Source organism: Pseudomonas sp. BNK-30 (assembly GCF_047456185.1).
Taxonomy (GTDB): domain Bacteria; phylum Pseudomonadota; class Gammaproteobacteria; order Pseudomonadales; family Pseudomonadaceae; genus Aquipseudomonas; species Aquipseudomonas putida_E.
On sequence record NZ_CP179904.1, the window covers coordinates 2,262,489 to 2,288,110 of the forward strand.

At 63.2% G+C, this 25,622-nt stretch carries 24 protein-coding genes; 19 read left to right on the forward strand and 5 right to left on the reverse strand.

Annotation, left to right across the window (positions count from 1 at the left end; all coding sequences use genetic code 11):
* Positions 1-46 precede the first annotated feature (46 nt).
* Entirely contained in the window at positions 47-1,102 is a 1,056-nt protein-coding gene (locus ACMGGN_RS10560; protein ID WP_119688927.1) for a GlxA family transcriptional regulator, read from the forward strand.
* Between the two features lie 82 nt (positions 1,103-1,184).
* Positions 1,185-2,390: an NAD(P)/FAD-dependent oxidoreductase gene (locus ACMGGN_RS10565; RefSeq protein ID WP_161872965.1), complete on the forward strand. Its 1,206-nt coding sequence runs from the start codon at positions 1,185-1,187 to the stop codon at positions 2,388-2,390.
* Positions 2,391-2,447: 57 nt separating this feature from the next.
* Here ACMGGN_RS10565 and ACMGGN_RS10570 read toward each other — a convergent pair whose 3' ends face one another.
* Positions 2,448-3,350: a LysR family transcriptional regulator gene (locus tag ACMGGN_RS10570; RefSeq protein WP_414156747.1), complete on the reverse strand. Its 903-nt coding sequence runs from the start codon at positions 3,348-3,350 to the stop codon at positions 2,448-2,450.
* A gap of 216 nt (positions 3,351-3,566) precedes the next feature.
* Between ACMGGN_RS10570 and ACMGGN_RS10575 the strand changes: the two genes are divergently transcribed.
* Entirely contained in the window at positions 3,567-4,538 is a 972-nt protein-coding gene (locus tag ACMGGN_RS10575) for an AbrB family transcriptional regulator (protein WP_237858964.1), read from the forward strand.
* 24 nt (positions 4,539-4,562) lie between these two features.
* Here the strand turns inward: ACMGGN_RS10575 and ACMGGN_RS10580 are convergent, their stop codons facing one another.
* The gene (locus ACMGGN_RS10580; RefSeq protein WP_046785456.1) at positions 4,563-5,042 is read right to left on the reverse strand and encodes a VOC family protein; all 480 of its coding nucleotides are present in this window, start codon (positions 5,040-5,042) and stop codon (positions 4,563-4,565) included.
* Positions 5,043-5,285: 243 nt separating this feature from the next.
* Here ACMGGN_RS10580 and ACMGGN_RS10585 point away from each other — a divergent pair, with 243 nt between their 5' ends.
* Both ACMGGN_RS10585 and ACMGGN_RS10590 read left to right on the forward strand, forming a co-directional pair.
* Positions 5,286-6,503, forward strand: a complete 1,218-nt coding sequence (locus ACMGGN_RS10585; RefSeq protein WP_119688924.1) for a hypothetical protein — start codon at positions 5,286-5,288, stop codon at positions 6,501-6,503.
* 258 nt (positions 6,504-6,761) lie between these two features.
* Positions 6,762-7,412, forward strand: a complete 651-nt coding sequence (locus ACMGGN_RS10590) for a TIGR04211 family SH3 domain-containing protein (RefSeq protein ID WP_115275050.1) — start codon at positions 6,762-6,764, stop codon at positions 7,410-7,412.
* 107 nt (positions 7,413-7,519) lie between these two features.
* Here ACMGGN_RS10590 and ACMGGN_RS10595 read toward each other — a convergent pair whose 3' ends face one another.
* Positions 7,520-8,401: a LysR family transcriptional regulator gene (locus ACMGGN_RS10595; RefSeq protein WP_046785459.1), complete on the reverse strand. Its 882-nt coding sequence runs from the start codon at positions 8,399-8,401 to the stop codon at positions 7,520-7,522.
* A 125-nt stretch (positions 8,402-8,526) separates the two neighbouring features.
* Here ACMGGN_RS10595 and argC point away from each other — a divergent pair, with 125 nt between their 5' ends.
* Positions 8,527-9,468 carry an N-acetyl-gamma-glutamyl-phosphate reductase gene (gene argC / locus ACMGGN_RS10600; protein WP_115275051.1) on the forward strand — a complete coding sequence of 314 codons (942 nt, stop codon included), beginning with the start codon at positions 8,527-8,529 and terminating at the stop codon, positions 9,466-9,468.
* A 78-nt stretch (positions 9,469-9,546) separates the two neighbouring features.
* Positions 9,547-10,233, forward strand: coding sequence for a GNAT family N-acetyltransferase (locus ACMGGN_RS10605; RefSeq protein ID WP_115275052.1), 687 nt, complete (start codon positions 9,547-9,549; stop codon positions 10,231-10,233).
* A gap of 55 nt (positions 10,234-10,288) precedes the next feature.
* Here ACMGGN_RS10605 and ACMGGN_RS10610 read toward each other — a convergent pair whose 3' ends face one another.
* A complete protein-coding gene (locus ACMGGN_RS10610; protein WP_414156748.1) occupies positions 10,289-10,828 on the reverse strand; it encodes an RrF2 family transcriptional regulator in 540 nt (179 codons plus the stop codon).
* A gap of 265 nt (positions 10,829-11,093) precedes the next feature.
* On the opposite strand from ACMGGN_RS10610, the gene ACMGGN_RS10615 reads away from it, so the two are divergent.
* A complete protein-coding gene (locus tag ACMGGN_RS10615) occupies positions 11,094-12,293 on the forward strand; it encodes an NAD(P)/FAD-dependent oxidoreductase (protein ID WP_046785463.1) in 1,200 nt (399 codons plus the stop codon).
* Between the two features lie 239 nt (positions 12,294-12,532).
* Positions 12,533-14,143: a methyl-accepting chemotaxis protein gene (locus tag ACMGGN_RS10620; protein ID WP_414156830.1), complete on the forward strand. Its 1,611-nt coding sequence runs from the start codon at positions 12,533-12,535 to the stop codon at positions 14,141-14,143.
* 109 nt (positions 14,144-14,252) lie between these two features.
* Here the strand turns inward: ACMGGN_RS10620 and ACMGGN_RS10625 are convergent, their stop codons facing one another.
* Positions 14,253-15,656, reverse strand: a complete 1,404-nt coding sequence (locus tag ACMGGN_RS10625) for a purine-cytosine permease family protein (protein ID WP_115275055.1) — start codon at positions 15,654-15,656, stop codon at positions 14,253-14,255.
* A gap of 316 nt (positions 15,657-15,972) precedes the next feature.
* Here ACMGGN_RS10625 and ACMGGN_RS10630 point away from each other — a divergent pair, with 316 nt between their 5' ends.
* The 10 genes from ACMGGN_RS10630 to ACMGGN_RS10675 all read left to right on the forward strand — a co-directional run bounded on the left by ACMGGN_RS10630 (position 15,973) and on the right by ACMGGN_RS10675 (position 25,616).
* Entirely contained in the window at positions 15,973-16,458 is a 486-nt protein-coding gene (locus ACMGGN_RS10630) for a flavin reductase family protein (protein ID WP_012314149.1), read from the forward strand.
* 66 nt (positions 16,459-16,524) lie between these two features.
* The gene (locus tag ACMGGN_RS10635) at positions 16,525-17,568 is read left to right on the forward strand and encodes an LLM class flavin-dependent oxidoreductase (protein ID WP_115275056.1); all 1,044 of its coding nucleotides are present in this window, start codon (positions 16,525-16,527) and stop codon (positions 17,566-17,568) included.
* 273 nt (positions 17,569-17,841) lie between these two features.
* Complete coding sequence (locus ACMGGN_RS10640; RefSeq protein ID WP_414156749.1) at positions 17,842-18,438, forward strand: amino acid synthesis family protein; 597 nt, start codon at positions 17,842-17,844, stop codon at positions 18,436-18,438.
* A gap of 68 nt (positions 18,439-18,506) precedes the next feature.
* Positions 18,507-19,340 carry an alpha/beta fold hydrolase gene (locus ACMGGN_RS10645; protein ID WP_046785467.1) on the forward strand — a complete coding sequence of 278 codons (834 nt, stop codon included), beginning with the start codon at positions 18,507-18,509 and terminating at the stop codon, positions 19,338-19,340.
* A complete protein-coding gene (locus ACMGGN_RS10650) occupies positions 19,337-20,818 on the forward strand; it encodes an aldehyde dehydrogenase (protein WP_115275057.1) in 1,482 nt (493 codons plus the stop codon). The genes ACMGGN_RS10645 and ACMGGN_RS10650 overlap by 4 nt, the downstream gene beginning before the upstream one ends.
* 13 nt (positions 20,819-20,831) lie before the next feature.
* Positions 20,832-21,317 carry a flavin reductase family protein gene (locus tag ACMGGN_RS10655; protein ID WP_039605333.1) on the forward strand — a complete coding sequence of 162 codons (486 nt, stop codon included), beginning with the start codon at positions 20,832-20,834 and terminating at the stop codon, positions 21,315-21,317.
* A gap of 201 nt (positions 21,318-21,518) precedes the next feature.
* Complete coding sequence (locus tag ACMGGN_RS10660; RefSeq protein WP_012314144.1) at positions 21,519-21,908, forward strand: carboxymuconolactone decarboxylase family protein; 390 nt, start codon at positions 21,519-21,521, stop codon at positions 21,906-21,908.
* Between the two features lie 88 nt (positions 21,909-21,996).
* Positions 21,997-22,761, forward strand: coding sequence for a GntR family transcriptional regulator (locus tag ACMGGN_RS10665; RefSeq protein WP_012314143.1), 765 nt, complete (start codon positions 21,997-21,999; stop codon positions 22,759-22,761).
* A gap of 2 nt (positions 22,762-22,763) precedes the next feature.
* Positions 22,764-23,327, forward strand: a complete 564-nt coding sequence (locus ACMGGN_RS10670) for an NUDIX hydrolase (protein ID WP_046785469.1) — start codon at positions 22,764-22,766, stop codon at positions 23,325-23,327.
* Positions 23,328-23,432: 105 nt separating this feature from the next.
* On the forward strand, positions 23,433-25,616 hold the full coding sequence (locus tag ACMGGN_RS10675; protein ID WP_204917798.1) for a response regulator: 2,184 nt from the start codon (positions 23,433-23,435) through the stop codon (positions 25,614-25,616).
* Positions 25,617-25,622 lie beyond the last annotated feature (6 nt).

Below are 25,622 nucleotides of genomic sequence, written 5' to 3' on the forward strand. Positions count from 1 at the left end.
TGACCCAATAGTCAAGCGCCACTTTTCGTTTCAATCAGGCCACACCATGACCGATATCGCAGGGCAACTCGACCCTCCCCTGTTACCCGTCGACCAGCCTCGGGTGGTGGTCTTCGTTGCCTACCCCGCCATGGGCCTGCTCGACCTCAGCGGCGCGCAGACCGTGTTCTGGGCAGCCACCAAGGCCATGGCCGAGCGCGGCCTGCCCGGCTACCGCCTGCATACTGCCAGCCTCGACGGTGGCCTGCAGCCAACCGCCGAAGGCCTGGTGGTGGCCACCGAGCGCCTGGATGATGCCATGGCCCAGGCCGTCGACACGTTGATCGTACCCGGCGCGCCGGACATCATCCGCAGCCTTCCCGAGCACGGTCCGCTGGTGGCCTGGCTGCGCCGCGCCAGCCAGCACGCCAGGCGCACGGCATCGGTCTGCAGCGGCACGTTCCTGCTGGCCAGTGCCGGCCTGCTCGACGGCCGTCGTGCTGCCACCCACTGGGCCATGTGCGAGGTGTTGCGGCGCGACTTCCCGGCCGTGCAGGTCGACCACGAATCGATCTTCGTTCAGCAAGGTACCCTGTGGACCTCGGCGGGTGTGAGTGCAGGGATCGACCTGGCACTGGCGCTGGTCGAGCTGGACTGCGGCCGCGACGTCGCGATGCAGGTGGCGCGCGAACTGGTGGTGTTTCTCAAGCGCCCGGGCGGCCAGGCGCAGTTCAGCGAACTGCTCAAGCTGCAAGGCCAGGACTGCGCGGAGTTCGAAGCCCTGCACCTGTGGCTCAATGAGAACCTGGGCGACCCACGCTTGAGCGTGGAGTGCCTGGCCGAACAGGCGCACATGAGCCTGCGCAATTTCACCCGGGTGTACAAACTGAAGACCGGCCGCACACCGGCCAAGGCGATCGAGGTGTTCCGCCTGGAGGCGGCCCGGCGCCAGCTGGAAAACACCGACAGCCACATCGAGCAGGTCGCCCGCCTGTGCGGCTTCGGTAGCGAAGAACGCATGCGCCTTGCCTTCCAGCGCCACCTGGCCGTCACCCCGCGCGACTACCGTGCGCGCTTCGCCCGCAGCGTGCCGCTGGCCGAAATTCAGGGTTCTTTGGCCTAGGGCCCGCGCTTCGTCGCCCGTAGCATCGTTGATCGCAAACAAGGGCTACCTTGTTCTATCCGGACCTTCCAGGAGCACAACGATGAAAAACATCCTGATCATTGGCGCAGGTTTCGCCGGCCTGTGGAGCGCCCTGAGCGCTGTCCGCCAACTGGACCTGCATGGCCGTACGGATATCGAGGTGACGCTGCTCGCGCCTCAGCCCGAATTGCATGTGCGCCCACGGTTCTACGAGCCCGACGTGCACACCATGGCTGCGCCGTTGCAGGCGTTGTTCGAGGCGGTGAGCGTGCGTTTCGTGCAGGGCACGGCGTTCCACATCGACGAAGCCGGCAAGCGTGTGAGCTACCGCACCCAAAGCGGCACCGAGTGCAGCCTGCCCTACGACCGCCTGATCATGGCCTGCGGCAGCGTTCTCAACCGCCCGGACATGGTCGGCATCGAACATGTCTTCGATGTCGACAAGATCGACAGTGCCGCACGCCTTGAGGCCCACCTCAAGTCCTTGGCCAACCTGCCCGACACCCCTGCACGCAATACCGTGGTAGTGGCGGGCGGCGGCTTCACCGGCATCGAGACCGCGACCGAGCTGCCATCGCGCTTGCGCAATATCCTTGGCGAGCAGGCACGGCTGCGCGTGGTGGTGGTCGACCGCGGCGTGAAAATCGGTGCAGCTTTGGGCGACGGCATTCGCCCCTCTATCGAGCAGGCCTGCGAGTCACTGGGTATCGAATGGATCTGCGCGGCCAGCGTGGCCTCGGTCGACCCCGAAGGCGTACTGCTTGACAACGGCCAGCGCATCGAGGCCGGTACAGTGATCTGGACCGTGGGCTTCAAGGCCAACCCGTTGACCGAGCAGATCAGCGGCGAACGCGACCGCCAAGGCCGCCTGCACGTGGATGGCAACCTCAAGGTCAAGGGCAATGATGCGGTGTATGCCGCCGGTGACGTGGCCTACGCAGCCTGCGATGAGGCGGGCAACTACGCGGTGATGTCCTGCCAGCATGCCATCCCGCTCGGGCGTTACGCGGGCAACAACGCTGTGGCCGAACTCATTGGCGTGGCGCCCATGCCCTACAGCCAGCCCAAGTATGTGACCTGCCTCGACCTGGGTGCCTGGGGCGCGGTATACACCGAAGGCTGGGAACGCACGGTTTCCCCGCCCACGGACAAGGCCGAAGCGAAGGTGCTGAAGTCGCAGATCAACTCGATCTGGATTTATCCGCCGGCGGCCACGGACCGTCAGGCAGCATTGGCGGCGGCGGACCCGACCATACCAGTGGCCTGACCCAGCATCCATGGCCCACGCTTGGCAGCGCGGCAACACCTGCGCCGCGCAAGCAGTTCAATCCCGCTCGAAGAAGCTTGGGCCCTTTTCCTTCAGCAGCGCTACCAGCGCCCCGGCTGCCGGCGACAGGTAGCCGTCGGTGCGCACGGACACCGCCACGGTCCGGCGCATGGTGGTTTGCTGCAGAGGCACCTCGCGCAACCACGTCATCCCCAACCCGTGTTCCAGCGTTTCCCGTGCGACAAAGCTGAGCAGTCGCGTTCGGGCGATCAGCCGTGGCAACAGTGAAATCGCGTTGGTTTCCACCTGCACTTGCGGCGCCGGCAACTGGTGGCTGATGAATACATTGTCGATCCAGCGCCGCGCTGTAACGGTCGGCCCTGCCAGCACCCAGCGGTACTGGCAGAGGTCCTTTAGCTCGATGGGCCCGCAGAACACCGGATGCTCGGCGCTGGCCACCACGATCGCCTCATCTTCAAGGATGGCATGCGTGGTGAACTGCGGGTCATCGGCAAGCTGCGGCGAAATGATCACATCCAGGCGCCCCGCCCGTAGCGACTCCTTGAGTACATCGTCCTGCGCGATAGACAGCTTCAGGGTTACCTCAGGCGCCCGTTCGAGCAAGGCGGCGGTCAGGTGGGGCAGCAAGTGGTCGGCCATGCTCGCCGCGCAGCCCAGGCGAATGTTACCCACCAGCCCATTGGCAAAATCGCGCACCTCACGCTCGGTTTCGGCGATGTTCAGCTGCAGTTGCCTGCCCCGTGCCAGCAACAGCTTGCCGACATCGGTGAGTTTGATGCGGCGGCCGTCGCGCTGAAACAACCGGGTGCCCAGCGACTCTTCAAGCCGTTGAATGCTCTTGGTCAGTGCCGGCTGGCTGCGGTTGAGCTTTTCTGCGGCTCGGCCCAGATGGCCGAGTTCGGCGATGGTTTCGAAGTAGGTGAGATCGCGCAGGCCCATGATTCATGAATTTCAGTTATGGATTCATCAAAAGTAGAAAATAGACTTGATCGATTACGCAGTCGATAATTTTCTGCGCTGGCGTTGCCAGCCCGCGTTGTCGCTACGCAAGGAGTATCCCCGTTGCAGACTGCCCTCCCAGGCTCTTCCAGAACCCCCATCCTGTGGCTAGCCCTGCTGACCTGCGCCGGTGCCTGCGGCCAGCTGCTGCATGCCATGGCCGTACCGGCCGGCTTGTTCCTCGGCCCCATGCTGGTAGCCATTGCGTTTGGCGTATCCGGAGCACGCTTGAGCATGCACCGCCAGGTGTTCCGCTTCGGCCAAGGCTGTGTTGGCCTGCTGGTCGCACACTCGGTGACCTGGGCTGTGCTGGTCTGCATGGCGCACTCCTGGCACATGATGCTGGTGGCCACCTTCATCACCGTTGCCCTGAGCGCTCTGGTCGGGCTCGGTACCGTGCGTTTCGGTGGCATACCTGGCAGCACGGCTGCGTGGGGAACCGCGCCCGGTGCGGCCTCGGCCATGGTATCGATGGCCGAAGAAAACGGCGCCGACGCCCGGGTGGTGGCGACCATGCAATATGTGCGGGTGGTGTGCGTGGTGATGATCGGTGCGCTGGTCAGCCACCTGCTGGGCGCTACGCCGGGCAACGGCGCCGTGGCCAGTTCACCGGCGGTGATGCAAAGCCCGAACCTGTTCGACACGGCACTCAGCGTTGGCGTGGTGCTGTTCGGTATGCTGGTGGGTAGCCGCATGCCGGCCGGCGCCCTGCTGATGCCGCTGTTGCTCGGCGGTGCGCTGCAACTGGGCGGCGTGCTGACGATCACACTGCCCGCACCGCTGCTGGCCTTCGCCTATGGCGCCATCGGTTGCTACATAGGCCTGCGCTTTGACCGGCAGACCGTGCGCTATGTGTGGAAGCGCTTGCCGACGATGATTGCAGGCGCCATGGCCTTGATCATCCTGTGTGCCGCCTGTGCCTGGGTACTGGCAATGGCCATGGATACCGACTTTCTGTCGATGTACCTGGCCACCAGCCCCGGGGGGCTGGATGCCATGGCGATCATCGCGGTCGAGACGCATGCCGACGTCGGGTTGGTGCTGGCGATGCAGACCTTGCGCTTGTTTGGCGTGATTCTTACCGGGGCCTTCTGTGCTCGGCAGATCATTCGAATGACACAGGCATGACCTGATCGCGCCTTGCGCTGACGGTCAGCCGCGCAACGCCGCCTCGATTGCGGCCACATCGATCTTGCCCATGTCCAGCATCGCCTCGAACGCCCGCTTTGCCGCCGCCCGGTCCGGGTTGCCGATGGCTTCGATCAGGATCCTTGGGCAGATCTGCCAGGATATTCCCCACTTGTCCTTGCACCAGCCGCAGACGCTTTCTTGTCCGCCATTGCTGACGATGGCGTGCCACAGTCGGTCGGTCTCGGCCTGGTCCTCAGTGCTGACCTGAAACGAAAATGCCTCGCAGTGGCTGAACGCCTTGCCGCCATTGAGCCCCACGCAAGGGATGCCCATGACGGTGAATTCGACCGTGATCACATCACCCGCCTTGCCTGAGGGGTAATCACTCGGTGCCTGATGCACCGCGATCACCTTGCTGTCGGGGAAAGTGCTGGCGTAGAAGTTCGCAGCGTCTTGCGCGTCGTGGTCGAACCACAGGCAAATCGTGTTCTTGGCAGTCATGGCAAGGCTCCAGGGAGAGGCCGGGACCTTTCAGTCTAGCCCCTGGGCACGGCACGGCGATGGGCGGGGCGCACGCTTGATCGGAGTGCGTCAAGCGCAGTGATTGCCGATGCCTGGCCAAATCAGAAAATCCCTACACGCAGCGGAGAATTATCGAGTCTTCGCACGCTTCACTTATCCATCCGGCAAGCACGATCATCTCCAAAGCGGCCTATAACCGACTTTTTTCAGGGAGATTCAGGTTTGTCGGACTTCCAAGCAAAGCTGCAGCACCTTACCGCTGAACAGGTCGAGGCGCTGTACAGCGAATACATCAGCGGTGAAAAGATTGCACACCTGCTCAAGCGCTACGCCATTGACGTGGCACCCAGCAGCCTGATCAAGGCGTTCCCGCCCCTGCCCTGCGCTGCCCTGCGTTGCCCCTACTGCAAAACCAGCCTGTTCGAGCGGCGCAAAAGCCGCACAGCTTCGAGCTGCCACGAAAACATGGCCTTCTGCAAAACCTGCGAGCATCGCCATTACTTCCCCGGGCGTACCCAGTGGCGCCGCGATTGCGCGTGCCAACCGTGCCTGGCGGCGCGCCAACAGGCCAGGCTGGAGCTGCAAGCACAACAGCGCCAACGCATAAGGGAGCACTGGTCACTGGCCAGACGCCGGCCGATACCTCTGCGCAGCCTTTCGATAACCCGCAAGCTGCAACTGCTGGCCCTGCTCGAGGTGCGAATGGACAAACAGCTTGACCGCCTGCTCCCGGCAGAGCATCCCACTGGCGATGAATGTCTCAGCCCGTCCAAGACCATGGATGCAAACCTGCTGCAGGCTTTGCAAGAAGACCTGATCCTGCTGGTCGACCCTGATTCGCCGCCGGTATGTTTCAGCAATGACCCAACGCCCAAGGCATGGCGTGACAAAGTGTACTGGGTGGTCAATGTAAGCCTGCACGGGCACCAACGTGCCCGCCTGACGCCGCTGCATCGCGCGCTGCTTGAGCTGCTGGGCGCAGGCCCCCGGCCCGAGTGGCGCGAAGAGCTCAGCGAGGCAATCACAACCTTGGCGATTGAAGAGGTGTTTGCCTGCATTGCTTCGCGCTGCGCTGCGCATGGCCTGCCGTTCGAAGCTAGCGCAAAGGCCGAGCGGGTTGTCGCGCAACTGCTCGGTATGCTGCCAGTAGCGTCTGCCTGGTCGCTTGTCGACGGCGCGGTGCACGGCGCGCTTGCCTACAGGGCGCGCAGCCATGTCACGCCGCTTCATGCCAGCAGCACCATTCCCGCCAACATGCTGGCGGCGGCTGAACGGGCCGTGAGGGAGCAGTGGCAGTTCAGCCCGTGCAGCTACGCCAGCAACGCAGTGCTCAACCACTACAGCCGTGTGCTGTTCGATGTACTCCTGCGACAGGCGGATCACGGCCTGCGGCGCAGGATTGCCGAGTACATCGAGCAGCTTCCCTGTCGTGGCGCATAACGGCAATCACTTCAGGGTTTTTTCCAGGCCCTTGACGATCCCGCGAACAGGCCGCTTCCGACACGCGAAGCAGCCTGTTCGCCGAGGCGCTCTAGCCCGCCCTTTGCAACATCCTGCAGACAATTCCTACCCCCAGCAGTGAACCTGCTTGCAAAAATGCGGTCTTTCGCTGACGGTCAATCCACCGACCGGTTCGCCGGCCCAGCCAACGTTCCAGCGTCACCGGGCCTATTTTTCCTGATGCAGCGAAGACCCAACATGCCTGAATCCCGCCCAGCCTCCCTCGCCCTCCCTGCCCTGCGCGGCACCCTGATCGCCGCTCTGGTGGCTCTCGCCGCCCCCGTGCATGCCCAAGAGCCGGCCAGCGATGCGCGCTGGGTCAGTGACAGCCTGAGCACCTATGTACGCAGCGGCCCTACCGACGGCCATCGCATCGTCGGCACACTCAAATCCGGACAGAAGCTGACCCTCATCGGCAGTCAGGGCAACTACAGCCAGGTGCGCGGGCAGAACGGTGACCTGGTGTGGATCCTCTCCAGCGACCTGCAATCGGTCCCGGGCCAGGGTGAGCGCTTGCCTGAACTTGACGCACAGGTAGCGCAGTTGTCCGGGCAGCTGAAAACCATCGACGACAGCTGGAAGAACCGCGTGCAGGGCATGCAGGAAACCCTCGACTCGCGCAAAAAGCTGGTCGACGAACTGCAAGCACGCAACCAGGCATTGAACGAACAGCTTGATCAGACCCAGTCGAACCTGCGCGACGCTCAGGCACGCCTAGGCGATGAGAACAAACAGGTAATGATGCGTTACATGGTCTACGGCGGCAGCATTGCCGGCGCGGGCCTGCTGGCGGGGCTGATCCTGCCGGCGCTGACCCGTGGTCGCAAGAAGAACGACCGCTGGTTCTGAGGCTTGTCCGGCCAGGCAACGGGTTGCCAGTACCGGCCTGATCGCCGGCGAGCCGGCTCCATAAGCCCCAGAACGAGGTTCCTGAACGGCGGGCTTGCCCGCGCCATTTACTGCCGCAACCGCTCCAGCGCCTGCAGTACGAACCTCGTCGCCCGTTCGGTCTCGCCTTCCCGGCAGGCAATCCCCAGTTGCCGCCACAAGCCAGGGCGCAGCGGCCGGCGCGCAATGCGCCGGTCCAGTTCGGCCATCTCGCCTTCCTGGGGCAGCAAGGTAGCGCCATAACCGGCACCCACCAGGCTCTTGATCGCGTCGTTGTAGTTCAACTCGATCCGCGGCTCAGGATACAACCCGGCGGCAGCGAACCACTCTGCGGTCACCCGCGACAGTTGGGTGCTGCTGTCATTGAGAATCAGCGCTCGCTGCCCCAGCCAGGCCGGTGTAACCCTGGCCGGCGGCTGCCAGTCGGCCGGCACGTAGGCCAGGATCGGGTCGCGCCGCCAGGCGGTGACCTTGATGCCCTTGCCCGCCACCTGCGGCAAAGCCACCAGGCCGATATCCAGGGCGCCTTCGCGCAGCCGCAGCAGGGAAGCCTGGGAGGTCAGCACCTGCACCTGCACATCGATGCCTGGATGTGCCACCCGCAAGTGCTCCAATGCCTGGGGCAACAGGTGGGCAATGGCGCCGGTCGAGGCGCCCAGGCGCACCCGACCGGTCAGGCCTTCGACCTGGCGCCGCACTTCATCCAAGGCAAGGTCGGCATCGGCCAACAGCCGGCGGGCACGTACCAACAGGGTTTCGCCGATGGCGGTGGGGCGCACCTGGTTGCGGTTGCGGGTCAACAGCGGCGCACCGACCCTCGCCTCGAGCTCGGCCACGTGCAGGCTGATGGTAGGCGGCGCCAGGTTGAGCTGGCGCGCAGCCTCGGCGAATGACCCCAGGTCGGTAATGACCACAAGGGTGCGGAGGCGATCGAGGCTGATTTCACGCATGGGGGTGGGCCGGTTCAGGGTACATTTCGTTCAGAAAATATGAACGTCTGCATCATGATATTCAAATTTTATTTACCAAGACGACAGGCGAGCATAGGCCATCTTCCTTTTGAACGGACCCGACCATGCGCACCCCTATTGTCTTCATCGACGGCGACCAAGGCACCACCGGCCTGCAGATCCATGCCCGCCTGCAAGGGCGCACCGATTTGCAACTGCTGACCCTGCCCGAGGCCGAACGCAAGGACCCGCAACGGCGCAGCGACGCTATCAACAGCGCTGACATCGCCCTGCTCTGCCTGCCCGACGCCGCCGCGCGCGAGGCCGTGGCGGCCATCCGCAACCCGGCGGTGCGGGTGATCGATGCGAGCTCCGCGCATCGCACCACCCCCGGCTGGGTCTACGGCCTGCCTGAACTGGACCCGCGGCAGGCCGAGCGCATTGCTTTGGCCAAGCGGGTCAGCAACCCCGGCTGCTACCCCACTGGCGCCATCGCCCTGCTGCGCCCGCTGGTGCAGGCTGGCCTGTTGCCCGCCGACTACCCGCTGAGCATCCATGCCATCTCCGGCTATTCCGGCGGTGGCCGTGCGGCGGTCGAGCGCCATGAGCAGCCCGGGGCGCAGCGGGCGCCCACCCTGCAGATGTACGGCCTGGAGCTGGCGCACAAGCATGTACCGGAAATCCAGCTGCATGCCGGCCTGGCAGCCCGGCCGATGTTCCTGCCTGGTTATGCGGCCTATCGTCAGGGCATCGTCCTGAGCATCCCGCTGCAATTGCGCCTGCTGCCAGGCCAGATCCGCGCCGAGCAATTGCAGGCATGCCTTGAACGGCACTACCAGGGCGCACGCCACGTGATGGTGTCCCCACTGCACCAGCAGGGGGCGGCCTCGCCGCTGGATCCTGAGGCATTGAACGACAGCAACGACCTGCGCCTGGCCCTGTACGCCAACCCCGAACACGGCCAGGTACTGCTCACGGCAGTATTCGACAACCTGGGCAAGGGCGCTTCGGGCGCGGCGGTGCAAAACCTCGAGCTGATGGTCGCAGCACCGCAGGCACACGGCTGACAGGTAAAAAGGGGTAGACTGTGCGCCCCGCATCAACCGGTGCGGGGCGATACAACAGCCGCCGGAGCCCGTCCACCGATGTTCATTCTGAGCCGCCTCGACAGCGTGCCGCCCGAATCCTTCCAGAACCAGATCCGTGAACTGGTGATCCACCATGTCGGCGAACTGAGCAGCGTCGCCATTCGTGCCGACAACCCGTTGTACCCTCTGTACCAATACGGCGTCGGCATGGAGGTGCATCAGTACCTGCAGGCCATGGACGGTACTCGCGGCCTTGCCGTGGAGCTGACCCTGGCACTGGACGCCGAAGCGCCGGACCAGATGCTCGGTTTCGCCCTTACATTACCGGCCCAGGACAATGCGCAGGCCTGTGCACTGGCCTTTCTCGCCGTGGTGCCCGGGCATCGCCGGCAAGGTATCGGCCGCGCCTTGCTGGCCGATGTGCAGGCACGCTTTGCCAGCGTCGAACTGAACGCCTTTGCCAACCAGGTGCCATGGTTCGAAGCGAGGGGCATGCAGGTGGTGGCCGCCAGTGGGCCGCAAGTGTTGATGAGCAGCACCGGCCAAGCCAGCGGCGCGCTGATCGGCCGCCTGGATATCGCGCCGATTTACCAGGCCACTGAAGTGCACCAGATTCATACCTACCTGCTCAATCAGCAGGGTGAAGATGCGATGATCGAAGCCGAGCAGCAGCGCGATGAGTGGCTGGATGAGCTGACGGAGCAGGCCCGCGCCTGTGTGAGGCAACGCAAGACGGTGCATTGACCGTGGGGGCCTGATCGCGGGCGCCCCCGCGATCAGGCCTGAACAAGCACTTGAGCTAGACCTGACTCACCGGAATATCTCCCCCACCCTTGCCATCGCGCCGCTCCCCAATCCAGTCACTGACCTGCTGGCCGAACTGCGCCGGTGCCTTGCGCCCGAAGCGCCGTGCCAGGTCGAGGATAGTCTGCTGCGCCAGGGCCTCTTCCATCCGCTTTTGCGCCCCCAGCATTACTGCATGGATCGCACAGGTGCCCTCGGTGGCCCAACCGGGCGGTGAGCCTTCGAACAGCGTGCAACGCTCGCGGATCTCGCGGCAGTCGAAGATCTTCTTCGGCCCGTCAATGGCATTGACGATGTCCAGCACGGTGATCTCGTCCGACGGCCGGGCCAGTCGAAAGCCCCCCCGCACGCCTTCGGTCGCTGCCACCAAATTGGCCCGGGCCAATTTGGTGAATACCTTGGCCAGGTATTCCTGCGGCACCCCCTGCAACTGCGCCAGGTCGCGAACACTCGACTCGCGGGTGTCACCGCGCTCGTCCACCAGGTACAGCAGGCAATGGATGCCGTATTCAACGCCAGCACTGTAGAGCGACATATAAATCTCCGACCAAACTTGTCGCCAATATTACGCTTACCGGCGTGCAATGGCAAAGCCATGAAATGCCATTGGTCGCTAGTCGTGCTCCCTGAGAATACCTATCCAACCCTTTATTCATAAGTCTTTCAGCGCTCAGGGCGACTTCTCGGCCAAGGCTCGGCTGGAAAAAAGAGTTGCACGATAGAACTACGATCAATACAGTCGTAGTTGTTTCGCACAGACACACACCCGTCGAAGCCCCCCTTACCCACGGAGCATCCTCATGAAATCTAACGTTTTGATCATCGGTGCCGGCTTTGCCGGTGTATGGAGCGCTTTGAGCGCCGCCCGCCTGCTCGACCAGGCCCGGCGCGACGACCTGAGCATCAGCGTGCTGGCGCCCCAGCCTGAACTGCGTATCCGGCCACGCTTCTACGAAGCCGACGTGCATGGCATGAAGGCGCCAGTGGGTGAGCTGTTCGAAGCCGTGGGTGTGCAGTTCCTCGCAGGCCATGTGCAGACCATCGACGCCCAAGGGCGCAGCGTGAGCTACACCGACGCAAGCGGCCTGCCCCAGCAGATCGCCTATGACCGCCTGATCCTGGCAGCCGGCAGCCAGGTGGCACGCCCGGCGATAGCAGGCGTGGCCGAACACACCTTTGACGTCGACCAGATGGAGTCGGCCGTGCGTCTCGAGCAGCACCTGGCGGGCCTGGCCGCCCTGCCCGCCTCACCGGCACGCAACACCGTGGTGGTTTGCGGCGGTGGTTTCACGGGCATCGAGACCGCTACTGAAATGCCTGCCCGCCTGCGTGCCGTACTCGGTGACGCTGCGGTGCGCGTGCTGGTGGTCGATCGAGGTGCCCAGGTTGGCGCCGCGCTGGGTAAGGGCATCACGCCGTCGATTGTCGCGGCTTGCGAACAGGCGGGCGTCGAGTGGTTGGCCGGCACCTCGGTGGTTGCCGTCGATGCCGGTGGCGTCACCTTGGACAACGGCGAGTATATCGCCAGCAAGACCATAATCTGGACCGTGGGCGTCAAGGCAAGCCCGCTGACCACCCAGGTAGCGGGCGAGCGCGACACCTTCGGCCGTCTGAAGGTAGACGACCACCTCAAGGTGGTTGGCCAGGCACACATCTACGCCACGGGTGACACCGCCTGGGCAGCCGTCGACGAACTGGGCAACCATGCGCTGATGACCTGCCAGCACGCCATCCCCATGGGCCGCTACGCAGGCAACAATGCCATGGCCGACCTGCTCGGCGAACAGCCGGTGGTGTATCGCCAACCCAAGTACGTCACCTGCCTGGACTTGGGCGGCTGGGGCGCGGCGTTCAGTGAAGGCTGGGAGCGCGAACTTAAATTGCAGGGCCAGGAAGGCAAGGCCCTCAAGCGCCAGATCAACAGCGTATGGATCTACCCGCCAGCCGCTGACCGTGCCTTGGCCCTGGCGGCCGCCGACCCATTGATTCCGATCGTTTGACGTAACTTCCTGACAGATCCGTCAATAAATGACGGATTTGTCAGCAGATGACGCTGCATTGAATGTCTGGTCAACAATGATGGCAATATGGCACTATTCTGAAAAACAATAATCAGAGGTGAGGCACATAACTATATTGCAGCACATTGAGCGCTTGGCATCGCCCCGGTGAACCGGGTGTGTGCCCATTTGCTTGATTGCGCACCACCGTCAAGGAACATTCCATGCAGTTACGGAATATGAAGATCGGCATTCGCGCTGCCAGCGTATTTGCCCTGTTGGGCGCCCTGGTCCTGGTCATGGGCCTTATCGCACTCTATGAAACCCGGCAGATGGACAAGGCCACGGACGAAATCCGGGTCACCTGGATGCCCGCCGTGGTCGCCCTCGGTGACATCAGTACCAACCTCGGCCGCGCCCGCGCCATCACCCTGCGCGCCGCGCTGGATGACAGCCCCACCGAGCGCATGCGCAACATCGAGTTGTTCAAAGGCATCAATGAACAACTCAACAACGGCCTGAAGGACTATGAAGCCACCATCATCGCCGCCGATGACCGTGCCCTGTTCAACACATTGATCGCCGCCCATCGACAGTACTTCGGCCTGCAGTCACAGGTACTCAAAGACATTGCCGCCGGCCGCATGGCCGAGGCCAAGCAGCAGATCAGCGGCCCGCTCACCCAGTACGCCGACACCATGATGAAAGCCCTGTCGGCCTTGATCACTTACAACAGCAACGGTGCCGAACAAGCCTCGCAGCGCAGCAGTGACGTGGCCGACGAAGCCTTCGCAGCCATTATCGGCTCTCTGCTGGTGATCATGATCGCCCTGGTGGCCATTGCCACCGTGCTTACCCGCAGCATCGTCGTGCCATTGGCAGATGCCGTGGCCGTGGCCGAACGTGTCGCCACCGGCGACCTGACCCAGGACATCACGGTTACCGGCCGCGATGAGCCGGCTTTGCTGCTGCGTGCCCTGAGCCGCATGCAGGCAAGCCTGCGCGATACCATTCGCAAAATTGCGGCCTCATCCGACCAGCTGGCCTCGGCTTCGGAAGAGCTGCACACGGTTACCGAAGATACCAGCCGTGGCCTGCACCAGCAGAGCGCGGAGATCGACCAGGCGGCCACGGCCGTCAACCAGATGACCGCCGCCGTAGAAGAAGTGGCGAACAACGCGGTGAGCACCGCCGATGCGTCCCAGGGCGCCGACCGCACCACACGCGATGGCCGCGAGCAGGTCAACCAGGCGCTGGCCTCGATCCAGCACCTGGTCGATGACGTTACCGGCACCTCTGCCGAAATCGAGCAGTTGGCCAGCAATGCCAACGAGATCAGCCGCGTGCTCGATGTGATTGGCGCGATTGCCGGCCAGACCAACCTGCTGGCCCTCAACGCGGCCATCGAAGCCGCACGTGCCGGTGAGGCGGGCCGTGGTTTTGCCGTGGTCGCCGATGAAGTGCGCGCCCTTGCTCACCGCACCCAACAGTCCACCGCAGAGATCGAACAGATGATCGCGGGGATTCAGAACGGTACCGAGCGGGCAGTGACGGCCATGCACAGCAGCCAAGGGCGTGCCACCGGTACGCTGGAAGTGGCACAGGGTGCCGGGCAGGCGCTGGAAGTGATTGCCGAGGCGATCGCTTCGATCAACCAGCGCAACCTGGTGATCGCCAGTGCTTCGGAAGAACAGGCACAAGTGGCGCGGGAGGTGGACCGCAACCTGGTCAACATCCGCGACCTGGCGATGCAGACCTCGGCGGGCGCCAACCAGACCAGTGCGGCGGCGCAGGATTTGTCGCGCCTGGCGGTTGATTTGAACGGCATGGTCGCGCAGTTCAAAGTCTGAGCTGAAACTGCTGGGGCCGCGTTGCGGCCCTTTCGCGACACAAGGCCGCTCCTACGCAAACGTTTGAGCTTTTGTGTTGCGAAAGGGCTGCAACGCAGCCCCGGGGCACCTACCCCTTGGCGCTGACAGCCCGCACAACCTTCTCGGCCTTGCCCCGCGTAGCCAGGCAGTAATACAACGGCACCGTCACGATCAAGCCGAACAGCCAGGACAAGTCCGCGCCCTCGACAATGTTCGAATAGGGCCCTACATAAAGCGACGTGTTGGCAAACGGCAACTGCACCAGAATCCCGCACGCATAGGCAATGATCGCGTGGGGGTTGAAGCGCCCGTAAATTCCGCCGTCAGCGCGGAAGATCGAAGCAATGTCGTATTCACCCTTCTTGATCAGGTAAAAGTCGATCAGGTTGATCGAAGCCCACGGCACCAGCACCAGCAACAGCGCCAGGATCAGCCCGATAAAGTGGCCGATGAAGTCCGCCGAGGCATTCAGCGCAACCATCCCGCACGCCACCAGGATCACTGCAGCCAGCATTACCCGCACCTTGATGCTGGGCGTCCATTGGGCGAAGAAGGTCTGGATGGCGGTGACGATCGACAGCACCGCGCCGTAGAGATTGAGGGCGTTGTGGCTGATGATGTTGAGCAGGAACAGCACCATCAGGATCGGGCCCAGCCAGCCGGTGGCCTGCTTGACCGCATCCATCGCGTCGGTGCCTTGGGGCACGCACAGCACCGCCACCGCACCAAAGCTGAAGCACAGGATGGTGCCCAGGGTGGCGCCGAAGTACGTGGCCCAGAACGGCTTGGCAATACCGACTTCCTTGGGCAGGTAGCGCGAGTAGTCGGAGGTGTACGGGGAGAAGCTGATCTGCCAGATGGTGCCCAGCGATACGGTGGCAATGAAGCCGGACAGGTTGAACGCGCCTCGGCTGAAGAAGTCGGCGGGCAGTTCCTGGGTAAACATCATGATGAAACCGGCCAGCAATGCCGACCCCATCACCCAGGTGCCAATGCGGTTCAGGCTATGAATGAAGCGGTAGCCGATAACACCGATCGCCGTCGCGCTCAGGGCCCCGATGACGATCGCCGTGGGCATCGGCACGCTTGGGGCAATGCCGTGGATCGACTTGCCTGCCAGCACGATGTTGGAAATGAAGAAACCAACATAGATCAACGCCGTGAAGAACACGATCAGCAGGGCACCGTACCGGCCGAACTGGCCGCGGCTCTGCACCATCTGTGGGATGCCCAGTTGCGGTCCCTGTGCAGAGGCCAGGGCGATGACCACGCCCCCGATCAGATGGCCCAGCACGATGGCGATCAGGCCCCACAGCAGGTTCAGGTTAAATACCTGGACCACCATGGCGCCGGTGACGATAGGCAGTGGCGCGATGTTGGTACTGAACCAGAGGGTGAACAGGTCGCGCGCCTTCCCATGGCGCTCGGCAGGTGGAACGTAATCGACCGTGTGATTCTCGACAAACTGGTGTTGCGATGACGGTTGGGACATGGTTTTCAGCTCGAAAGGTCGTTTTTATCTTTGTAAGGAAACCGCGTCTAGGCGGCCTCTCAGCTGCGGACCATATTATGGTATTCCAAGCTTTTGACAACACTGATTCGGTTTTAAAAACCCTTACTGATCCGGTTCAGCAGCCGAGGCCACGCCCTGATTATTTCAGCAAAGCCCCATTTCATGCGGCCTTGAGCCATTCATCATGTTTTTTACAGCACTAAAAATTCCGCTTGCAAAACGAGTATTACGGTATACCATCAGACACATCAACGATAAAAAGCGGCCCACCGCTACCCCCTTCGAGGTACACGCCATGATCGACGCAACCGTTTACAAGAACGTCTTGGGCTCCTTCCCCTCAGGCGTCACCGTCATCACCACCCTGGACGACGACGGCTCGATCGTCGGCCTTACCGCCAGCGCCTTTTCTTCCCTGTCGATGGACCCGCCGCTGGTGCTGTTCTGCCCCAACTACAGTTCCGATTCCTACCCTGTGCTGATCAAGAACAAGCGCTTTGCCATTCACCTGCTCTCCGGTGAACAGCAGGCTGAAGCCTACGCCTTCGCCAAAAAGGGCAAGGACAAGGCCGCCGGCATCGAGTGGACCCTGAGTGAACTGGGCAACCCGGTGCTGGCGGGGGCCACTGCGGTGATCGAATGCGAGTTGTGGCGTGAATATGAAGGTGGCGACCACGCGATAATGGTCGGCAAGGTGCACAACCTGATCGTTCCCGAGCAGGCCCCACGGCCGATGGTCTACTGCCGCGGCAAAATGGCCAGCCTGCCCGCCTTCGCCTGAGACGCCTAACGTTATTACTGACGCCTGGCACGCCAGGCGAGACTTTCAAGCTGCGAGGAATGCCCCATGAAATTTTCGTTGTTCGTACACATGGAACGTTGGGATGAACAGGTCAGCCACCGCCAGCTGTTCGAAGACCTCACCGAACTGACCCTGATGGCCGAAAACGGCGGTTTCAGCACCGTGTGGATCGGCGAACACCACGCCATGGAATACACCATTTCGCCAAGCCCGATGCCGCTGCTGGCCTACCTGGCCGCCCGCACCGAAAAGATCCGTCTGGGCGCCGGCACCATCATTGCACCGTTCTGGAACCCGATCCGCGTGGCCGGCGAGTGCGCCCTGCTCGACGTGATCAGCAACGGCCGCATGGAAGTGGGCCTGGCCCGTGGCGCCTACCAGTTCGAGTTCGACCGCATGGCCAATGGCATGCCAGCCACCGACGGCGGCAAGGCCCTGCGCGAAATGGTCCCAGCGGTACGCAAGCTGTGGGAAGGCGACTACGCCCATGAAGGCGAAGTCTACAATTTCCCCACCTCCACCAGTGTGCCCAAGCCGGTGCAGCAGGGCATGCCGCCGATGTGGATCGCTGCGCGCGACCCGGACTCACACAACTTTGCGGTGAAAAACGGTTGCAACGTGATGGTCACCCCGTTGATGAAGGGTGATGAAGAAGTACTGGACCTGAAAAACAAGTTCCAGGCTGCGCTGGACAACAACCCCGAGGTGCCGCGCCCGCAACTGATGGTGCTGCGCCACACCCACGTGCACAACCCGTCGGAGCCCGATGGCTGGAAAGTCGGCGCCCAGGCCATTTCGCGGTTCTACCGCACCTTCGATGCCTGGTTCGGCAACAAGACGGTCCCGGTCAACGGCTTCCTGGAGCCAAGCCCCGAATCGAAGTTCGCCGAGGTGCCGGCCTTCGCGCTGGAGAACATCCGTAAGAACACCATGATCGGCACCCCGGAAGAAATCATCGCGCGCATCAAGTACTACCAGGAACTGGGCGTCGACGAGTTCAGCTTCTGGTGCGACAACAGCCTGCCCCACGCCGAGAAGAAGAAGTCGCTCGAGCTGTTCATCAAGGAAGTGGTGCCGGCGTTCGCCTGAATTCCCATTGCCTGAAAGCGTTGCGGGATCAGCCCGCTCCCGGGGGCCGTCATGGCCCTCGCGAGCGGGCGTTTTTTTAGCTGCAAGCTGCAAGCAAGGGCGTACGTGCTCGTCCGCGTGCTTGTGGCTTGGAGCTTGCCGCTTGTGGCTCGAGGCCTGCTCACGCCGCCTTTCGTCTCCTCATCAGAGAAATTTCCAGCGGCCTCTTGCACAACAAATATTATGGTATACCATCAGACAACAAGAGCTGATAACCCTCACCAGGAGCCCCTCATGAGTTTCGAAATCCGCAAGATCGTCACCTACTCCGAAGAGACCCGCATCGAAGGCGGCAAGGCCACCGACAAGCCGGTGACCATGGTCGGCCTGGCCGTGGTGATCAAGAACCCATGGGCCGGCCGCGGCTTCGTTGAAGACCTCAAGCCGGAAATCCGCGCCAACTGCTCCGAGCTGGGTGCGCTGATGGTCGAGCGCCTGACAGCTGCCAGCGGTGGCGCCGACAAGATCGAAGCCTACGGTAAAGCTGCCGTGGTCGGCGCCGATGGCGAGATCGAGCACGCTTCGGCGGTGATCCACACCCTGCGCTTCGGCAACCATTACCGCGAAGCCGTACAAGCCAAGAGCTACCTGAGCTTCACCAACAAGCGCGGCGGCCCGGGCACCTCGATCCAGATCCCGATGATGCAGAAGGACGACGAAGGCCTGCGCTCGCACTACATCACCCTGGAAATGCAGATCGAAGACGCCCCGCGTGCCGACGAAATCGTCGTGGTACTGGGCGCTGCCGACGGCGGCCGCCTGCACCCGCGCATCGGCAACCGTTATATCGACCTGGAAGAACTGGCTGCCGAAAAAGCCAACGCTCAATAACAACAACCAAGACGGGCCGGGGCGTGGCGTGCTTACCCGCCGCGCCCGACCTTCAAGGAGCGCCCTCCATGATTCAGCCTGTCGCTGAACGTACACCGGCCGGGACCAGTTACCTGGCCCAAGGCCAGGGCCAACCCGTGGTGCTGATCCACGGCGTGGGCCTGAACAAGGAAATGTGGGGCGGGCAGTTCGTGGGCCTTGCCAACGACTACCGCGTCATTGCCTACGACATGCTCGGCCATGGCCAGAGCGCACTGCCTGCCGCCGACACCGGCCTGGAAGGCTACGCCGCCCAGCTGGCAGAACTGCTCGACCACCTGCAGATCGCCCAGGCGACCGTGATCGGCTTCTCCATGGGTGGCCTGGTCGCACGCGCCTTTGCCCTGAACTACCCGCAGCGTTTGTCTGCGCTGGTGGTACTCAACAGCGTGTTCAACCGCAGCCCGGAACAGAGCGCCGGCGTCATCGCACGCGCGGCCCAGGCTGCCCAGCAAGGCCCCGACGCCAACGTCGACGCCGCGCTCGACCGCTGGTTCAGCCGGGAATACAAGGCAGCCAACCCGGCGCAGGTCGCCGCGATTCGCCAGGTGCTGGCGAGCAACGACCCGCAGGGTTACCACACCACTTACTCGCTGTTCGCCACCCAGGACATGTACCGCGCTGGTGACCTGGGCAGCATTCAGGTGCCGACACTGATCGCCACCGGCGAACTCGACTCGGGCTCCACCCCGGCCATGACCCGCCAGCTCGCTGCCAGCATTCCTGGCGCGCAAAGTGTGGTCCTCGCCGAGCAACGGCATATGATGCCGGTGGAGGCACCCCGTGAAGTCAACAAGATGCTTCTGGATTTCCTCAGCCAAGCCCGCACCCTCACCGAATCCGCCAAGGGGATTGTTGCATGACCCTCGTTCGTTTCCAGATGTGCATCGACGGCCAATGGCTCGATGCCCAGAGCGGCAAGACCTTCGACAGCCTCAACCCGGCCACCGCCCAGGCCTGGGCGCAACTGCCCGACGCTGATGAAGCCGATGTGGAGCTGGCCGTCCAGGCCGCCCAGCGTGCGTTCGACAGCAAAGCCTGGCGCAGCATCACCGCCACTGCGCGGGGCAAACTGCTGCGCAAGCTGGGTGACCTGATTGCCGAGAACAAAGAACATTTGGCTCAGCTGGAAAGCCGTGACAACGGTAAGCTGATCCGCGAAACCCGTGGCCAGGTCGGTTACCTGCCGGAGTTCTTCCATTACACCGCGGGCCTGGCCGACAAACTCGAAGGCGGCACCCTGCCGCTGGACAAGCCGGACCTGTTCGCCTACACCGTGCACGAACCAATCGGCGTGGTGGCCGGGATCATCCCGTGGAACAGCCCGCTGTACCTCACCGCGATCAAGCTGGCGCCAGCCCTGGCCGCCGGCAACACCATCGTGCTCAAGCCTTCCGAGCATGCCTCGGCGACCATCCTCGAGCTGGCCCGCCTGGCCCTGGAAGCTGGCTTCCCGCCGGGCGTGGTCAACGTGGTCACCGGCTACGGCCCCAGCACCGGCGCTGCGCTGACCCGCCACCCGCTGGTGCGCAAGATCGCCTTCACCGGCGGCGCCGCCACCGCTCGCCACGTGGTGCGCAGCAGTGCCGAAAACTTCGCCAAACTGTCGCTGGAGCTGGGCGGCAAGTCGCCGAACATCATTTTCGCCGACGCCGACCTGGACAGTGCCATCAACGGCGCTGTGGCCGGCATCTATGCCGCCTCCGGGCAAAGCTGCGTGGCAGGTTCACGTTTGCTGGTACAGGACGAGATCTTCGACGCGTTCGTTGCCCGCCTGATCGAGCGGGCCAAGCGCATCCGCATCGGCAACCCCCAGGACGAAGCCAGCGAAATGGGCCCGATGGCCACCGCCCAGCAGTTGGCCGTGGTCGAAGGCCTGGTTGCTGCGGCCAAGGCTGAAGGCGCCAAGTTGCACATGGGTGGCAAGCGTGCCGAAGTCGAGGGCGAAGGCTGGTACTACGAGCCGACGCTGTTCGAGTGCGACAGCAACTCGATGACCATCATGCAGGAAGAAGTGTTCGGCCCGGTCGCTGCGGTCATCCGCTTCAAGACCGAGGAACAGGCCCTGGCCATTGCCAACGACTCGCAGTTCGGCCTCGCTGCCGGCATCTGGACCCGCGACCTGGGCCGTGCCCACCGCCTGGCCCGTGACGTGCGTTCGGGGATCATCTGGGTCAACACATACCGCGCAGTGTCGGCCATGGCACCGATCGGCGGCTTCAAGAACAGCGGCTACGGCCGTGAAAGCGGCATCGATTCGGTGCTGGCCTATACCGAGCTGAAGACCGTGTGGATCAACCTGTCCACCGCGCCGATGCCCGACCCGTTTGTGATGCGCTAAGAGGTAATACACGATGATCGAACCAGGCATCTACAAAGACGTGATGGGCTCCTTCCCGTCCGGGGTCACGGTGGTCACCACCCTGGACGCCGACGGCGCCATTGTCGGCATCACCGCCAGCGCGTTCAGTGCGCTGTCGATAGACCCGGCGCTGGTGTTGTTCTGCCCCAACTACGCCTCTGATACTTACCCGATCCTGCGGGACAGCAAGCAGTTCGCGATCCACCTGCTGTCCGCCGAGCAGACCGCCGAGGCCTATGCCTTCGCTGGCAAAGGCAAGGACAAGGCCAAGGGCATCGAGTGGCACCTGAGCGAGCTGGGCAACCCGCTGCTGGCCAAGGCCACGGCGATCATCGAGTGCGAGTTGTGGCGCGAATACGACGGCGGTGATCACGCGATCATCGTCGGCGCGGTGAAAAACCTGGTGCTGCCCGCTGACCCGGTGACCCCGATGGTCTATCACAGAGGCAAACTGGGCGCCCTGCCGCCGCTGGGCTGATGCCCTTGGGGCTGCTGCGCAGCCCGATCGCCGGCAAGCCCGCTCCCACAGGATCTCCACTGTGATGAAAGCCTGTGCTGTACCTGTGGGAGCCGGCTTGCCGGCGATTGGGCCGCAAAGCGGCCCCGATACTTCTTTTTCAGGGGCCGCGCGACCCTCTCACCCTTGGTTGCGGCCCCTCTTTTGATTCGGAGCTAGGCAATGAGCAACGAAAAGTACGAAAAAGGCCTGCAGATCCGTACGCAGGTGCTGGGCGAGGACTACGTCAACCGCTCGATCCAGAACGCCGACGACTTCACCAAGCCTTTGCAGGAGCTGGTTACCGAGTACTGCTGGGGCCATGTCTGGGGCCGCGATGGCTTGTCGCTCAAAGAGCGCAGCATGATAAACTTGGCCATGATTTCCGCGCTCAACCGGCCCCACGAGCTCAAGCTGCATATTCGCGGCGCCTTGCGTAATGGCCTGAGCCGTGAACAGATTCGCGAGATCCTGCTCCAGGTCGGCATTTATTGCGGCGTGCCCGCGGCGGTGGACAGTTTCCGCCTGGCCCGCGAGGCGTTCGCCGAAGCCGATGCGGAGTCAACCCGTTAACAACGGGCTGTTCGAACCACTGCAGGGAGCACCTCGGTTCGGGGTGTTCCGCGATGTTGGCGAAACAGCCTCATAAAGAGCGCACCTGATGAAACGCCAGCCACTCGACGACAGCTTCAAGGTCAACCGCAACCCCGTAACACTGCGTGAAATCGTGCTCGACAAACTGCGCGGCGCGATCATGAATTTCCACCTGCTCCCGGGCGATCGCCTGGTCGAGCGCGACCTCTGCGACCGCCTCGGCGTCAGCCGTACCTCGGTGCGTGAAGCCCTGCGCCACCTGGAGTCCGAAGGCCTGGTGGAATTCGCCGATGCCAAGGGCCCACGCGTGGCCATCATCACCCTGGAAGACGCCCGCGATATCTACGAGCTGCGCTGTGTACTCGAAGGCCTGATCGTGCAGTTGTTCACCCTCAATGCCAAAGCCAAGGACATCCGGGCCCTGGAGCGGGCGCTGGAGGTCAACCGCGAGGCTCTCGAGGAAGGCGAGTTGCAACAGGTGCTGGACTCGGTGCAAGGCTTTTACGAAGTGCTGCTCGAAGGCTCCGGCAACCAGGTCGCAGCGCAACAGCTGCGCCAGCTGCAGGCCCGCATCAGCTACCTGCGCGCCACCTCGGTGTCGCAGCAAAACCGCCGTGGCGCCAGCAACCTTGAAATGGAAAAAATCGTCGACGCCATCAAGAGTGGCGACCCGCTGGTCGCCCACCAGGCCTCGGTCGATCATGTGCGGGCCGCCGCCAAGGTGGCGCTGGACTACCTGCGCCAGAAGCAGGACGACAACACCAAGGTGCGCGACATGGTCGAGCCTTTGGCCCTCAAGGAACCCCGTATAGAACCCCGCATAGGCCGCTGACCATGCCCAACGCCCCGCGCTACTGCCCGCACTGCACCACAGAACTGGCCCGGGGCGTTCCCGACGGCGACACCCACGAGCGCCTGCACTGTACCGGGTGCGGCTATGTCCACTACATCAACCCGAAGATCATCGCCGGCTGCATCATCGAGCGCGATGGCAAGTACCTGCTGTGCCAGCGGGCGATCCCGCCCCGCCCAGGCACCTGGACATTGCCGGCCGGGTTCATGGAGGCCGGCGAAACCACCGAGCAGGCAGCGCTGCGTGAGGTGTGGGAGGAAAGCGGTGTGCGTGCCGAAATCGTCTCGCCCTACTCGATCTTCAGCGTGCCGAAAATCAGCGAGGTGTACATCATCTTTCGCGCCATCGCTACCGAGGAAACCGGGCAGTACGGGCCCGAGACGCTGACCTACACGTTCTTCGAACCCGACCAGATCCCTTGGGAAGAGATCTACTACCCGGCGATACGGCAGATTCTCGAGCGTTACATCCTCGAGCGGCAGGCTGGGGTGTACGGGATCTACATGGGCAATGACGACACCGGCAAGGTGCACTTCATTCGTTGAGCCTGCTGCGGCCTCATCACCGGTGCAGGCTGCATAAAGCCCTCGCCAATCCGCTATTCTCGGTGCACCCTTATCATCCCCGGCAGAAGGATGGGCAGAGCACACATGGCTAAATGGCTGGACGGCGGCGGGCTGATGGCCGAACGCATTCGCAATCACGACTGGAGCACCACCTCCCTGGGCCCGATCGAGACCTGGCCTGACGTACTCAAGACCACCGTGGCCCTGTGCCTGGCCTCGCGCTTTCCTCAGGCAATTCTCTGGGGGCAAGACCTGCTCACCCTGCACAACGACGCATTTCTGCCAATTCTTGGCAAAAAACCGCAAGCGTTGGGCAAGCCGTTTCGCGAAGTATGGCAGGAAGCCTGGGCCGACATCGAGGCCATGGCCGAACGCGCCTTGGGCGGTGAAGCCGTCTATATCGAGGACTTCCCGCTGACCATCGACCGCAACGGTGGCCCGGAGTGCGCTTACTTCACCTTTTGCTACAGCCCTATCCGCGACCAGAACGGCGAAGTGGTGGGCATGCTCGACACAGTCACCGAAACGACCGCCAGCGTGGTCACCAACCAGCGGCTGGCGTTTCTGGACGACCTGGGCCGGGCGGTGGCCAATGCCACCGACTCGGACCGGGTAATGACCATCACCACCGGCATGCTGGTGGAGCACCTGCAGCTGTCCAGCTGTGCGTACGCCGTGATGGATGCAGACCAAGATGGCTTCACCATCTGCGGCGACTCTGTAGCACCCGGCTCGCCACGGTTGGTGGGCCACTACCGCCTGGGCGACTTTGGCCGCCTGGCGGTCAGCCGGCTGCGCAATGGCCTGCCGCTGGTTATAACCGACAACCTGAGCGAACTGCCCAGTGAGGAAGCCGCCACCTTTCAGGCCATTGGCATTACCGCAACCATCTGCATGCCATTGATCAAGGCAGGCAGACTCACCGCGCTGATGGCCATCCACGACAAGGCGCCACGGCGGTGGTCGCCTTACGAGCAGGCGCTGATCGGAGAAGTGACGGAACGTTGCTGGGCGCATATTCAGCGGGTCCAGGCCCATGCCGAAGTGCGCGAGGCGCTGGCCGCACTGGAATCGCTCAACGCCAGCCTGGAACACCGGGTCGAAGAACGCACCGCTCAGCTGTTGCATACCGAAGCGGTACTGCGACAGGCACAGAAGCTCGAAGCCATCGGCCAACTGACCGGTGGCGTGGCCCATGACTTCAACAATCTGCTGACGATCATTCGCTCGTCACTGCACTTCCTGCAGCGGCCGAACCTCGACGAAAGCCGTCGCGAACGCTATCTCAAGACCATGACCGACACGGTCGACCGCGGCGCCAAGCTGACCGGCCAGCTGCTGGCCTTCGCCCGTCGTCAGGCATTGAGCCCCCAAGTACTCGAAGCCGGATCGCGCCTGCAGGCCATGGCCGACATGCTTGATGCCGCTACGGGCGCGCGGGTCCAGGTAAAACTGGAGTTGCCATCGACGCCATGCCACATCCGCGCCGACCTCAGCCAACTGGAAACCGCAGTGATCAACCTGATGCTCAACGGCCGTGATGCCATGGCTGGCGAAGGCACCTTGCACCTGCGCCTGCTGCCCAACCAAAGCATGTCTGGCCTGCGCGATCATCAAGAGCACCCAGGGCCGTTTGCCGCCATCTCGGTGGTGGACAGCGGTGTCGGCATCGCCGCCGAGTTGCTCGACCGTATCTTCGACCCGTTCTTCACCACCAAGGCGCCCGGCGAAGGCACAGGGCTTGGACTGTCGCAGGTGTTCGGCTTCGCCAAGCAATCAGGGGGCGATGTAGAGGTAGCCAGCATCCAGGGCCAAGGGACCACCTTTACGCTGTACCTACCACAAGTGGAACAGCCTGCCGAGCAGGCCAATGCGGCCGCAGAGGCCAGCCAACCGCTGGTGAGTGGCGCGCGGCGAAGAATATTGGTGGTGGAGGACGACCCGGACCTGGGCACTTTCACCGCACAGATCCTCGAAGACCACGGCTACCGGATCAGCTGGGTGAACTCTGCGGAAGAGGCCTTGAGGGAATTGGACGGCGCGGCGGAAGATTTCGATGCGGTATTTTCCGATGTGATGATGCCCGGCATGGGCGGCTTGGCCCTGGCCCGCGAGCTACGCCGCCAGCGCCCGCAATTGCCTGTGATCCTCACCTCCGGCTACAGCGACGCGATTGCCGAAGGCGGCCATGAGGGGTTCACATTCCTGGCAAAGCCCTATTCGGCAGAGCAGGTATGCCTGCTGCTTGGGAAGGTGCTGGGGCCCTGATGGCTG